Annotated in this window: 15 protein-coding genes; 13 read left to right on the forward strand and 2 right to left on the reverse strand. The window is 32.7% G+C overall.

All coding sequences use genetic code 11. The features are described 5' to 3' along the window. Positions 1 to 5 precede the first annotated feature (5 nt). Positions 6 to 344: a ribonuclease P protein component gene (gene rnpA / locus BW731_RS05805; RefSeq protein ID WP_079346455.1), complete on the reverse strand. Its 339-nt coding sequence runs from the start codon at positions 342 to 344 to the stop codon at positions 6 to 8. Positions 345 to 428: 84 nt separating this feature from the next. Further along, a complete protein-coding gene (gene rpmH, locus BW731_RS05810; protein WP_071457793.1) occupies positions 429 to 563 on the reverse strand; it encodes a 50S ribosomal protein L34 in 135 nt (44 codons plus the stop codon). Between the two features lie 471 nt (positions 564 to 1,034). Here rpmH and dnaA point away from each other — a divergent pair, with 471 nt between their 5' ends. The 13 genes from dnaA (at position 1,035) to rpsR (ending at position 13,411) form a co-directional block, all read left to right on the forward strand. After that, positions 1,035 to 2,375 carry a chromosomal replication initiator protein DnaA gene (gene dnaA / locus BW731_RS05815; RefSeq protein WP_071455927.1) on the forward strand — a complete coding sequence of 447 codons (1,341 nt, stop codon included), beginning with the start codon at positions 1,035 to 1,037 and terminating at the stop codon, positions 2,373 to 2,375. A 160-nt stretch (positions 2,376 to 2,535) separates the two neighbouring features. After that, positions 2,536 to 3,666: a DNA polymerase III subunit beta gene (gene dnaN, locus BW731_RS05820; protein WP_071455928.1), complete on the forward strand. Its 1,131-nt coding sequence runs from the start codon at positions 2,536 to 2,538 to the stop codon at positions 3,664 to 3,666. A gap of 88 nt (positions 3,667 to 3,754) precedes the next feature. After that, positions 3,755 to 4,231 carry a glutathione peroxidase gene (locus BW731_RS05825; protein ID WP_079346457.1) on the forward strand — a complete coding sequence of 159 codons (477 nt, stop codon included), beginning with the start codon at positions 3,755 to 3,757 and terminating at the stop codon, positions 4,229 to 4,231. A 348-nt stretch (positions 4,232 to 4,579) separates the two neighbouring features. Further along, entirely contained in the window at positions 4,580 to 4,813 is a 234-nt protein-coding gene (yaaA, locus tag BW731_RS05830; RefSeq protein ID WP_079346459.1) for a S4 domain-containing protein YaaA, read from the forward strand. A gap of 2 nt (positions 4,814 to 4,815) precedes the next feature. Further along, positions 4,816 to 5,949, forward strand: coding sequence for a DNA replication/repair protein RecF (gene recF / locus BW731_RS05835; protein WP_079346461.1), 1,134 nt, complete (start codon positions 4,816 to 4,818; stop codon positions 5,947 to 5,949). Then, complete coding sequence (gyrB, locus tag BW731_RS05840) at positions 5,939 to 7,885, forward strand: DNA topoisomerase (ATP-hydrolyzing) subunit B (RefSeq protein WP_079346463.1); 1,947 nt, start codon at positions 5,939 to 5,941, stop codon at positions 7,883 to 7,885. Before recF ends, gyrB begins: the two co-directional genes overlap by 11 nt. A gap of 17 nt (positions 7,886 to 7,902) precedes the next feature. Further along, the gene (gyrA, locus tag BW731_RS05845; protein ID WP_079346465.1) at positions 7,903 to 10,416 is read left to right on the forward strand and encodes a DNA gyrase subunit A; all 2,514 of its coding nucleotides are present in this window, start codon (positions 7,903 to 7,905) and stop codon (positions 10,414 to 10,416) included. 74 nt (positions 10,417 to 10,490) lie between these two features. Continuing rightward, the gene (locus BW731_RS05850) at positions 10,491 to 10,922 is read left to right on the forward strand and encodes a hypothetical protein (RefSeq protein WP_079346467.1); all 432 of its coding nucleotides are present in this window, start codon (positions 10,491 to 10,493) and stop codon (positions 10,920 to 10,922) included. A 38-nt stretch (positions 10,923 to 10,960) separates the two neighbouring features. Then, positions 10,961 to 11,608, forward strand: coding sequence for a hypothetical protein (locus BW731_RS05855; RefSeq protein WP_079346469.1), 648 nt, complete (start codon positions 10,961 to 10,963; stop codon positions 11,606 to 11,608). 41 nt (positions 11,609 to 11,649) lie between these two features. Continuing rightward, a complete protein-coding gene (locus BW731_RS05860; protein ID WP_079346471.1) occupies positions 11,650 to 12,150 on the forward strand; it encodes a MutS-related protein in 501 nt (166 codons plus the stop codon). Positions 12,151 to 12,284: 134 nt separating this feature from the next. Further along, entirely contained in the window at positions 12,285 to 12,584 is a 300-nt protein-coding gene (gene rpsF, locus BW731_RS05865) for a 30S ribosomal protein S6 (RefSeq protein WP_071455935.1), read from the forward strand. A 43-nt stretch (positions 12,585 to 12,627) separates the two neighbouring features. Beyond that, positions 12,628 to 13,152 carry a single-stranded DNA-binding protein gene (gene ssb / locus BW731_RS05870; protein ID WP_079346473.1) on the forward strand — a complete coding sequence of 175 codons (525 nt, stop codon included), beginning with the start codon at positions 12,628 to 12,630 and terminating at the stop codon, positions 13,150 to 13,152. Positions 13,153 to 13,171: 19 nt separating this feature from the next. Beyond that, positions 13,172 to 13,411, forward strand: coding sequence for a 30S ribosomal protein S18 (gene rpsR, locus BW731_RS05875; protein ID WP_071455937.1), 240 nt, complete (start codon positions 13,172 to 13,174; stop codon positions 13,409 to 13,411). Positions 13,412 to 13,545 lie beyond the last annotated feature (134 nt).

Below are 13,545 nucleotides of genomic sequence, written 5' to 3' on the forward strand. Positions count from 1 at the left end.
CTCTCTTATTTCATTAAATTAGCTAATTTAAACACGTGTACGATATTTTTCTTCACTTCTTCGAAAGATAAGTTAATGACTTGAGGTCTTGCAATTAATACAATATTGTAATTCGGCTGAATCATCTCTTTCATGTCGTATAAAGAAGTTCGTATTAATCGTTTCACATAATTACGTGTTACAGCATTTCCTACTTTTTTACCTACAGACAAGCCTACACGAAAATGAGTGTTTTCAGGTGATTCATAGACGTACACTATAAAATTTCTGTTGGCAAAAGATTGCTTATTCTCAATGATTTGTTGAAACTCTTTTTCTTTTTTAATTCGATACGCTTTTTTCATATTAAACCACTCTTATCATAGCATAAAGTCCGCTTTTTTTTAATTTATTATAAAAAAAAATCACTGATTCGTAGAGTCAGTGATTTATGCTGCTAATACTTTTCTTCCTTTACGACGTCTACTTGCTAATACACGGCGACCGTTTTTAGTACTCATACGTTTGCGGAACCCATGAACTTTTTGACGTTTACGTTTTTTTGGTTGATATGTTCTTTTCATCTTCATACACCTCCTATAAACTAATATGCTTTCTAAATAATCACATTAGACAGACTATGACATTATACAAATAAATATCCCCTTTTGTCAACTATATTAAGACTCTTCTTAATATATACTTATCCACAAAATATAAAATCTAATAACATCCCTGTTAAAAAATGATAAGTAATAAAAAAAAGATATATACTTAATCATGAGTTATCAACAACCACACAGCTATTTAAAAGTTATCAACAGTTTTTCTAAATCCTGTTAACAACTATGTATAAATATTGTTATAACAACGTTTGTATTTGTGTATATCTTGTTAATAAATAAAATTAATAAAAGATATACACAAAATAAAACTAGCTGTGCATATCTTTTATTAAGACTTGATAATAAAATATCCACAACTAAAAAATTCAGTGGAAAACTTTTTTTTTTAGTGCTAGAATATAAAAGACTATATTAGTTAGGGGGATAACTATGCCCGATTTTAATTTTATTTGGCAGGAACTTGTTGAAAACTATCGTAAATCACTAACTTCTCCAAGTTTTAGTGCCTGGATTGATCCTGCAAAACCGATTAATTTGCAAAATAATATATTAACAATCGAACTGCCATCAGATTTACATAAAAATTACTGGGAAAAAAATTTAGCTGCAAAAATTGTAGAAACTGGTTTTGAATTAACAGGTGAAGAAATTACGCCTGTTTTTATTATTCAAGACGATGAGCCTATTGTAACCAAAACACAAAAAGATTCTCCCGTAGAATTACCAAACATTGTCAAAAAAAATAGTAAAAAAGCGTTACTAAACTCTAAATATACCTTTGACACCTTCGTCATAGGAAAAGGAAATCAGATGGCTCATGCGGCTGCATTAGTTGTTTCAGAAGACCCTGGAGCCACATATAATCCACTATTCTTCTATGGTGGTGTAGGACTAGGGAAAACACATCTAATGCATGCTATTGGACACCAAATGTTGGCAAATAATGTTGACGCTAAAATAAAATATGTGACAAGTGAGTCATTTGCAAATGACTATATTAATTCAATTAAAAACAGTACTTCTGAAGATTTTAGGCAAGAATATCGTAATGTAGATTTACTACTAGTTGATGATATTCAGTTTTTTGCTGATAAAGAGGGGACACAAGAAGAATTTTTCCATACATTCAATACACTTTATAACGAGGGACATCAAATTGTATTGACTAGTGATCGTTTACCAAATGAAATTCCAAAATTACAAGAGCGATTAGTTTCAAGATTTGCTTGGGGGTTATCAGTAGACATAACACCTCCTGATTTAGAAACGCGTATTGCCATTTTGCGTAAAAAAGCAGATGCAGAAGGATTAGAAATTCCAGACGATACATTATCCTATATCGCTGGTCAAATAGATTCAAATATACGTGAATTAGAAGGTGCCCTAGTACGTGTACAAGCTTTTTCAACAATGAAAGGACAAGATATTACAACTAGTCTTGCTGCTGATGCATTAAAAAGTTTAAAACCTTTGAAAGAAAAAAGTGAATTATCTATTTTAGGTATTCAAGAAGAAGTATGTAAGTATTATCATCTGCAATTAAAAGATTTAAAGGGGAAAAAACGTGTCAAAACCATCGTTGTTCCTAGACAAATCGCTATGTATTTATCTCGTGAATTAACAGATAATTCTTTACCAAAAATTGGCGCAGAATTTGGTGGTAAAGATCATACGACAGTCATACATGCACATGAAAAAATTCAACAATTAATTGAAAAAGATATAACTATACAAAAAGAAGTAAATGATATTAAACAAAAACTTCTTTGAAAAGCTGTGGAAAAAAACAAAATTTAATATTGATTTATCCACAGCTTTTCAACAAGCTGAATCCTTTACCAGTTATCCACAAAAAGGGTTTATCCACAGTATGAACAGCACCTACTACTACTACTATTTTATATAATATTAATTAAAAGGAGATCTCTTAATGAAAGTTACCCTAAATAGATCAGCATTTTTAGAAGAATTAGCTACAGTTCAACGAGCTATTTCAGGTAAAACAACTATTCCTATTTTAACAGGAGTAAAATTAACGATTACAGAATCAGGTTTAACTCTTACAGGAAGTAATGCTGATATATCTATTGAAACATTTTTAAATGTAAACAATGAAAAAGCGAATATGTTAATTGAATCAACTGGCTCTATTGTAATTCAAGCTCGCTTTTTTAATGAAATCATCAAAAAATTACCCGAGCAAACATTAACATTAGAATTAATAGAAAATAATCAAGTCATTATTACATCAGGTAAAGCTTTATTTAATGTTAATGGATTAAATGCAGAGAGTTACCCTCAATTACCTATTGTAGATGATAAAACAAGCTTCAAATTACCTGCTAGGGTATTAAATAAACTAATTAGCGAAACTGTTTTCGCAGTATCTTCTCAAGAAAGTAAACCAATACTCACAGGGGTACATTTAACATTGAATAACAGCCAATTGCTAGCTGTGGCAACAGATAGTCATCGACTAAGTCAACGAAAAATTGAATTAGATAATGTAAATCAAGTATTTGATGTCGTTATTCCTGGAAAAAGTTTACTCGAATTATCACGTTCTTTTAAAGATGAAGAAGAATTAGTTGATATATCTATAATGGATAATCAAATTTTATTTAGAACAGAGACTATGAACTTTTATTCTCGATTATTAGAAGGTAATTATCCAGATACAAATCGATTAATACCTACAAGTTTTAATACAGAAATAAACTTTAATGTTTCTAATCTTTTATCAGCAATAGATAGAGCATCTTTATTGTCTCATGAGGGTCGAAATAATATAGTCAAACTGTCAATCGATTCAGAGAATGTTACTATATATGGAAATTCACCAGAAATTGGAAATGTAGAGGAGAAATTATCTTACTTAGAAGTTGAAGGAGAACCTATAGTTATATCTTTTAATCCAGATTATATGAAGGCATCATTAAAATCATTTGGTGATATTGATATTACAATTCGTTTTATTTCACCTATTCGTCCCTTTACATTACAACCTAAAGATGGAGACATTGAATTTATTCAATTAATTACCCCTGTCCGAACTAATTAAATATGAATTCCTCACTTATAACGTGAGGTTTTTTTATAAAAAGATCAAATTTAACGGAAAATGAAGAGATTAAAAGGAAGGTAATAACATGACTATTTATGATTATGTTGCCACATTGGATAATGGTGAAACTTACTCTATGGAACGATATAAAGGAAAAGTGATGATGATTGTTAATACAGCTACTAAATGTGGTTTAGCTTCACAATTTAAGGAGTTAGAAGAAATTTATCAAACATATAAAAATCAAGATTTTATTGTATTAGGATTCCCATCAGATCAGTTTCATCAAGAATTAAAAGATAGTAAAAAAGCAAGCCAAACTTGTCGAATGACGTATGGAGTAAGTTTTCCAATGCATGAAATATCCAAAGTTAATGGAGCATATGCCAATCCAATTTTTGATTATTTAGTTGGAGGAACATTTGGTTTTTTAGGTAATAAAATCAAGTGGAATTTTACAAAATTTTTAGTAGATAAAAATGGAAATGTCGTAAAACGTTTTGCACCTATGGATAAGCCAGAAAAAATGATTCCTTATATTAATAGCTTACTTGAAGAATAATTTTATCAGTCATTCTTTCAAATTCTAAAACAAAGTATTGATCGCTTCGATACTTTGTTTTTTTTGTTAAAGTAAAAATGCGTATGAAAAGCAAATTAATTTCGCATATCTAAATTCTAAAATAATCTACTTCATTTAATTTAATAACTAACTTTTATTCGTACTGTCGAATTTTATAAAAATATTCATTATTTTACGTTCTAAGAGATTTAGACTTAAAAATGAAAAAAGTATCGATTTATTCTATATATGCTTAAAAAACGATTTTACCAAAGAAAATTTGTTTTTAGACTGTAAAAAGGGTATAATGTAAGTAACCGTAAATTGAAACAGAGAAGGTGAAAATTTGTGAAAAAGGCATTTAAATTAAAGACAGAATACATGACTCTTGGTCAATTTTTAAAAGAAGTTGATGTGATTTCAAGTGGTGGAATGGCTAAGTGGTTTTTACAAGAGAATACAGTATTTGTAGATGGAGAACCAGAAAACCGTCGTGGCAGAAAATTATATGCAGATATGATGATAGAAATACCTGATGTAGGTACTTTTTTTATGGAAAAAAATACATTGGATGAAGAGTAATCATGCAACTAAATCAAATTGCCTTAACAAATTATCGTAATTATAATCAGTTAACATTAGATTTTTCACCTAAATTAAATGTATTTGTAGGAGATAATGCACAAGGTAAGACAAATTTATTAGAAAGTATCTATGTCTTATCATTAACAAAGAGTCATAGAAGTAATCATGAAAAAGAGTTAATTCAATGGAAAAAAGAATTTGCTCGAATTGAGGGGAATATCAGTAAAAAAAATGGGGACATTGATTTAACGATGATTGTTTCTAACAAAGGTAAAAAGACAAAAATAAATGGATTAGAACAGACCAAATTGAGCCAGTATATAGGCTATTTAAACGTCATATTATTTGCCCCTGAAGATTTATCCTTAGTGAAAGGCTCACCACAACATCGTCGAAAATTTCTTGATATGGAAATTGGACAAATCAACTCACAATATTTGCATCACTTAAGTAATTACCAATCTGTTTTGAAACAGCGCAACCAGTATCTAAAAAAATCAGCTTATAATAAAACACATGATGCAGTGTACTTAGATGTATTGAATGAACAATTAGCACAAGAAGGAAGTTTTGTGCTCTTTTCACGTTTGTATTTTATTGGATTATTAGAGAAATGGGCAAATACAATTCATGAGAGTATTTCATATGGTAAAGAAAAACTCAACATTACTTATAAAACATCTCTAGTGTTGACAGAAGAGATGACTCAAGAAGAGCTATATCATTTACTCATGAAAGAACTTAAACAATCAGAAGCAAGAGATTTAGCTCAATTAACAACAAGTGTTGGTCCACACAGAGATGATTTAGTTTTTATGGTTAATGGACAAAATGTTCAAACTTATGGTTCTCAAGGTCAACAACGAACAACAGCTTTGAGTGTTAAGCTAGCGGAAATTGAGTTAATTAATGATGAAATTGGTGAATATCCTATTTTATTATTGGATGATGTTTTAAGTGAATTAGATGATGCAAGGCAAGTACAATTGATGGAATTTATTGATAATAAACTCCAAACATTTTTAACAACAACGAGTGTGTCGCACTTAAATGATAAATTAAACATTAAACCTGAAGTATTCTATGTAACAAATGGAGAAGTAGAAAGGATGAGTGAAGACGTTGACGGATAAACAAGTAAACGAAGGCCAAGCTTCAGCATATGATGCAAGTCAAATTCAAGTCTTAGAAGGATTAGAAGCGGTAAGAAAGCGCCCAGGAATGTATATTGGATCGACCGGTCCACAAGGTTTGCACCACTTAGTATGGGAAATTGTCGATAACTCGATTGACGAGGCGTTAGCAGGGTATTGTACAGAAATTAATGTCACGATTGAAGAAGACAACAGTATCACAGTCAAAGATAATGGACGTGGTATTCCAGTAGGGATTCAAGAAAAAACGGGACGACCAGCTGTTGAAACCGTCTTTACAGTCTTACACGCTGGAGGAAAATTTGGCGGTGGGGGTTATAAAGTCTCAGGTGGTTTACATGGTGTAGGTTCATCCGTTGTAAACGCGTTATCTGAATCACTTAATGTTAAAGTTCATGTTGATGGGAAAATTCATCATCAAGAATTTAAGCGAGGAAAAGTTGTAGATGACTTAGAAGTAATTGGTGAAACAGACCATCGTGGAACAGTTGTTAACTTTAAACCGGATGCTGAAATTTTTAAAGAAACAACCGTTTTTGAATATGATAAATTAGCAACGCGTATTCGTGAATTAGCTTTCTTAAATCGAGGGTTACGTATTAGTATTACTGATAAACGTGTGAGTCCTGAAAAAGAAGAATCTTACCACTACGAAGGTGGGATTAAGAGTTATGTTGAGTATTTAAATGCTGGGAAAACAGTTCTTTTTCCAGATCCAATTTACACAGAAGGTGAACAACAAGATATTAGTGTTGAAGTAGCAATCCAGTACACTGACGATTACCATACTAATTTGTTGAGTTTTGCTAATAATATCCATACCTATGAAGGGGGAACACATGAGTTTGGTTTTAGAACTGCTTTAACACGTGTGATTAATGATTATGCAAAACGTCAAAAATTATTAAAAGAAAATGACGAAAATTTAAGTGGGGATGATGTACGTGAAGGAATGACAGCTGTTATTTCTATCAAACATCCAGAACCACAATTTGAAGGACAAACAAAAACGAAATTAGGTAACTCTGAAGTAAGAACAGTTACAGATCGATTATTCTCAGAAGCCTTTAATAAATTTTTGTTAGAAAATCCTGATGTAGCAAAACGCGTCGTTGAAAAAGGAATTTTAGCATCTAAAGCTCGTTTGGCAGCTAAAAGAGCACGTGAAGTAACACGACGTAAGGGAGCTCTTGAAATTAGTAGTTTACCTGGTAAGTTAGCTGATTGTTCAAGTCGTGATCCTGAGAAAAGTGAATTATATATTGTCGAAGGGGATTCTGCGGGAGGATCAGCAAAAACTGGTCGTGACCGTAAGTATCAAGCCATTTTACCTATTCGTGGGAAAATCTTAAACGTCGAAAAAGCAAGCATGGAAAAAATATTGGCCAATGCAGAAATTCGTTCACTATTTACAGCAATGGGAACGGGGTTTGGTGGCGATTTTGATGTATCAAAAGCACGTTATCATAAATTAATTATCATGACCGATGCCGACGTCGATGGGGCACATATTAGAACCCTTTTATTAACGCTATTTTATCGTTATATGCGTCCAATTGTTGAAGCTGGATATGTCTATATTGCTCAGCCGCCATTATATGGAGTAAAACAAGGGAAAAAGATTACATATATTCAACCTGGAAAAGATGCAGACGAAAGATTAGCACAAGCAGTCGCCGATCTTCCAGCGACACCAAAACCAAGTATTCAACGTTATAAAGGTCTAGGTGAGATGGATGACCATCAATTGTGGGATACAACAATGGATCCAGCCAAACGTACAATGTTACGCGTAACAGTTGAAGATGCTGCTAAAGCAGATGCTGTGTTTGATATGTTGATGGGGGATAAAGTAGAACCCCGTCGTGAGTTTATCGAGGCCAATGCACATTATGTTAAGAATTTAGATATTTAAGTAAGGGAGATACGTTCATGTCTGAAGAAATCAGAGAAAATATTCAAGATATTAATTTGACACAAGAAATGGAAGAGTCCTTTATTGATTATGCCATGAGTGTCATTGTGTCTCGTGCGTTACCAGACGTAAGAGATGGATTAAAACCTGTTCATCGTCGTATTTTATATGGGATGAATGAAATGGGTGTAACACCTGATAAGGCACATAAAAAATCAGCACGTATCGTTGGGGATGTTATGGGTAAATACCATCCTCATGGTGATAGTGCGATTTATGAATCCATGGTGCGTATGGCTCAACCATTTAGTTACCGTAACATGTTAGTTGATGGGCATGGTAACTTTGGCTCTGTCGATGGTGACGGGGCTGCCGCGATGCGTTATACGGAAGCTCGTATGAGTAAGATTGCGATTGAAATGTTACGTGATATCAATAAAAATACCGTTAATTTCCAAAAGAATTATGATGAAACTGAAAGAGAACCAGAAGTATTACCTGCACGATTTCCTAACCTTCTAGTTAATGGGACAACTGGTATTGCGGTTGGTATGGCGACGAATATACCACCGCATAACTTATCTGAAGTCATTGATGCGTTGAAGTTGTTGATGGATAATAAAGAAGTAACAACGAATGAATTAATGGAAGCTCTACCTGGTCCAGATTTCCCAACTGGTGGACTTGTTATGGGAAAATCTGGTATTCGTAAAGCTTATGAGACTGGTAGAGGCTCAATTATTGTTCGTGCTAAAGTGGATATTGAAGAAAAATCTAATGGCCGCGAACGCATCATTGTAACAGAAATTCCATATATGGTGAATAAGGCAAAACTAGTTGAACGTATTGCTGAGTTACATCGTGAAAAACGAATCGAAGGTATTACTGATTTAAGAGATGAATCATCACGTGAAGGTATGCGTATTGTCATCGAGATTCGTCGAGATACAAGTGCATCTGTTGTGTTGAATAATTTATACAAATTAACCTCACTACAAACAAGTTTTGGTTTTAATATGCTAGCCATTGTGAAAGGTGTGCCGAAAGTTTTAGGATTAAAATCAATTCTAGAATATTATCTAGAACATCAAGAAGAAGTCATTGTTCGTCGTACAGAATTTGATAAACAAAAAGCAGAAGCACGTGCTCATATCTTAGAAGGATTGAGAATTGCGTTAGATCATATTGATGAAATTATTAAAATTATCCGTGCATCTGATTCTGATGATGTGGCAAAAGCAACTTTGATGGAACAGTTTGATTTATCGGATAGACAATCACAAGCAATTTTAGATATGCGTTTACGTCGTTTAACTGGTTTAGAACGTGAAAAAATCGAAGCGGAATACCAAGATTTATTAGTATTAATTGCTGATTTGAAAGACATATTAGCTAATCATCATAGAGTACTTGAAATCATCGCTGAAGAGCTTGATGAAGTACAACGTAAATATGGTGATGATCGTCGTACAGAATTATTAGTCGGCGAAGTATTGAGCCTTGAAGATGAGGACTTAATTGAAGAAGAAGATGTCGTGATTACATTAACTCATAATGGCTATATTAAACGCTTGCCAAGTACAGAATTCCGTACGCAAAATCGTGGTGGACGTGGTGTACAAGGTATGGGCGTGCATGATGATGATTTTGTAGAAAACTTATTGTCATGTTCGACACATGATACGTTATTATTCTTTACTGATACAGGTAAAGTCTATCGTGCCAAAGGATATGAAATTCCTGAGTATGGTCGTACAGCTAAAGGAATTCCAGTGATTAACTTGTTAGGCATTGATTCGTCTGAAAAAATTGAAGCGATTATCAATGTTGAAGGTAAAGCTGATTCGAATCAATATCTATTCTTCACAACTAAGCTAGGAACGGTAAAACGTACTTCAGTTCAAGAGTTTGCTAACATCAGGACAAATGGATTGAAATCTATTGGCTTAAAAGATGGGGATTCATTAATCAACGTAGCTTTGACTAATGGTGATGATACAATCATTATTGGAACTAACTTAGGTTATTCAGTTACCTTTAAAGAAGAAGCGGTGCGTTCAATGGGACGTAGTGCTGCTGGAGTTCGTGGTATTCGTTTAAGAGAGCATGATTATGTTATTGGCATGGATATTTTAAAACCAGACATGGAAGTATTAGTTATTACTGAAAATGGTTATGGCAAGAGAACACATGCTAAAGAGTATCCAATTAAAGGTCGTGGCGGTAAAGGGATCAAGACCGTCAATATTACTGAAAAAAATGGTCATCTTGTCGGCTTAACAACTGTTAGTGGCGAAGAAGACATCATGTTAGTAACGAACAAAGGTGTTATCATCCGTTTTGAATTGAATTCAGTTTCTCAAACTGGACGTTCAACCCAAGGTGTCCGCTTGATTCGTTTAGAAGAAGATGCTTTAGTATCTACTATGGCGACAATTGAAGTTGAAGAAGATGAGGAAACTATTGTCTCAGAAGAAATTGAAATTGAAGTCACAGAAGAAGTAGAAGAAGAAAATAATTCTGAAGAATAAAAGTAAAACCATTCAAAATATACTGTATTTTGAATGGTTTTTTTACAAAAAAGTTTAAATAAAGGGGTGTATAAATGAATGAAGTAGGATTTATAGGACTAGTTTTTATAGGAGTGATTTGTTTTATTATATTTGTAAGCATGAAAGAACGCCGAAGATACCGACAAATGATTCAAAAGAGATGGGGAAAAGATCCATCTGCGTATCACTCTCCAAATGAGGAGTACTTGACTGAAGCAACGTATTACCTACTTAGTATGATGAATAGGAAAGACAATGTTAATTCAGCTACTTGGCATGATTTAGACATGTTTGACGTGTTTAAAAAGATAAATTTAACCTATAGTAAATATGGTGAAGACATGCTCTACTCATCTTTAAAGTCAGTGGAATTAGACTCACCACATCATTATATTGTAGTGGAAGAATGGCAAGACTATCTGGGAAAAAATAATGATGTTAGGGAAGAACTGCAATATCAATTGAATCAATTAGGAAAAAGGTAAACACAAATGGGATTTATCGTTATTTTTCTGATGAGTTAATGCCACTTACTATTTTATCCAGTCCATTTATTAAGATTGCAGCATGTTTACCAATTATATCGCTTTTTCTGATGATACTGACACCTAAAATTGGTTTAGGAATTTTTATTGCATCAATATTTTTCAATGTAGTTTTTTATTTGATTTATAAAGCAAAACTAGAGATGGAATTAATAATGTTATCTTATTTTGTCCAAACAATAGGTATATCGGTTAAAGTATCTAAGCTGTCTTTCATTGAAGATAAAATCAGGCCATTAATTAATCCCTTAAAGTCAGTATTAAAATATGGATTTTTTTTCAGAATAAAATCAGGTAGTGAAGTAGAAGTCTTGATAGAATCAATTTCAGCGATGTTTTTATTACCTTTTGTATCTTTTCAATTGGTGGATAAAAAATTTAGACAACATCAAGATGAGTTACAGGAATTATGTTTATTGTTAGGGAAACTGGATGCTAATTGTGGTGTTTTAAATTTTAGACAAATGAATGAAGGTGATTGGTGTAAACCAGATTTTTCTAATGAAACAGCCATTGAGGTAAAGTCGTTAATTCATCCTTTAATCCAACGACCAGTTGCTAATTCGTTTGATTGTCATAAAACAGTCCTTATAACGGGCTCTAACGCTTCTGGAAAGTCAACCTAAAATCATTAGGTATTAGTTGTATTCTCTCTCAGACGTTAAATATGGCTTTAGCAGATGAGTTTAAGTTAAGACCTGGTCTAGTGATGTCATCTATGGGAGTCAGCGATAGTATTTCTGAAGGTGATAGTTATTTCATGTCTGAAATAAAGTCATTAAAAGAGATGATTGATAGTGTCGCTACGGGGTGTTTTAGCTATTGTTTTATTGATGAGATTTTACGTGGAACGAATACAATCGAACGTATTGGTGCTTCTGCAAATACAATAAAATGGTTGAGTCAGAATGATTGTCTATTATTTGTAGCAACTCATGATGTGGAACTTCCGCATATTTTATCAAAACATTGCGAAATGATTTATTTTTCAGAAACTGTAAGAGATGATCAATTTTCATTTGATTATAAACTAAAAAGAGGTATTAACACACAAAGAAATGCTATTAAATTATTAGATATTGTTGGGTTTCCTAAAGAAATTACCCAGAATGCCACTCATGATATTAAACAGTTTGAAGAAACACATCATTGGCAAGAAGTCGATTAAAATAAAGATATTATAAATTTATATTGCAATGAATCATCTAAAAGTGTATAATTTAATACTGTGAGTAAATGAAAATTTACTCTCCTTGTTCCTTACAAATAAGGAACCTTTAGTCCATAAGGAGGTGAAAATCAATGAGTCAGGTATCAAATTATGAAATCATGTATATAATTCGTCCTAACATTGATGAGGAAGCAAAAAATGCTCTAGTAAATCGTTTCGATTCAATCTTGAAAGATAATGGAGCAGAAGTTTTGGAATCTAAACAATGGGAAAAACGTCGTTTAGCTTACGAAATCCAAAATTTCCGTGAAGGTATCTACCATATCGTTAAAGTTTCTTCTACAGATGCTGCAGCAATCAATGAATTTGATCGTTTAGCAAAAATCAATGATGACATTTTACGTCACATGGTTGTTAAAGAAGAAAACTAATAATGTTTCACGTGAAACATTTATAACGAAAGGAGATTAACCAATGATTAACAATGTTGTATTGGTAGGTAGACTTACTCGCGACCCAGATTTGAGATATACGTCAAATGGTTCTGCCGTAGCCACTTTTAACTTGGCTGTTAATCGTAATTTTACTAATCAAAGTGGAGAACGAGAAGCAGATTTTGTTAACTGTGTGATTTGGAGAAAACCAGCTGAAACTTTAGCAAACTATGCTAAAAAAGGAACTCTTTTAGGAGTTGTTGGCCGTATTCAAACAAGAAACTACGAGAATCAACAGGGACAAAGAGTGTATGTGACTGAAGTGGTTTGTGAGAATTTCCAATTATTAGAATCTAAAAACGCATCAAGTCAAAGACAACAACAATCTGGTGGCTTTGATAACAATGCTGGTGGATTTAATGATTTTTCTCAAAATAATCAAAATACACAATCATCATTTGGCCAATCTTCAAGTAATGACATGCCGAACTTCAATCGTGATAACAGTAATCCATTTGGAAACTCATCATCGATAGACATTTCGGATGACGATTTACCATTCTAATAATAGAGGAGGGCATAAAATGGCAGCTCAACAAAGAAGAGGCGGACGCCGTCGTCGTAAAGTATGTTACTTTACAGCTAACCATATTGATCATATTGATTATAAAGATGTTGAATTATTATCACGCTTTGTTTCAGAACGTGGTAAAATTTTACCTCGTCGTGTGACAGGTACATGTGCTAAACATCAACGTAAATTAACGATTGCAATTAAACGTGCAAGAATTATGGGATTATTACCATTCGTTAGTGAAGACTAATTAAAATCAATCAAAAGACATTCTAATGAATGTCTTTTTTTTGTTTCACGTGAAACAATGAAGAATAGTTTAGAAATACTATGGATTATGGTAAAATGATAAGAGTATATAACTAGAATCGTTAGGAGAGTGGA

The organism is Vagococcus martis, assembly GCF_002026305.1.
GTDB lineage: Bacteria > Bacillota > Bacilli > Lactobacillales > Vagococcaceae > Vagococcus > Vagococcus martis.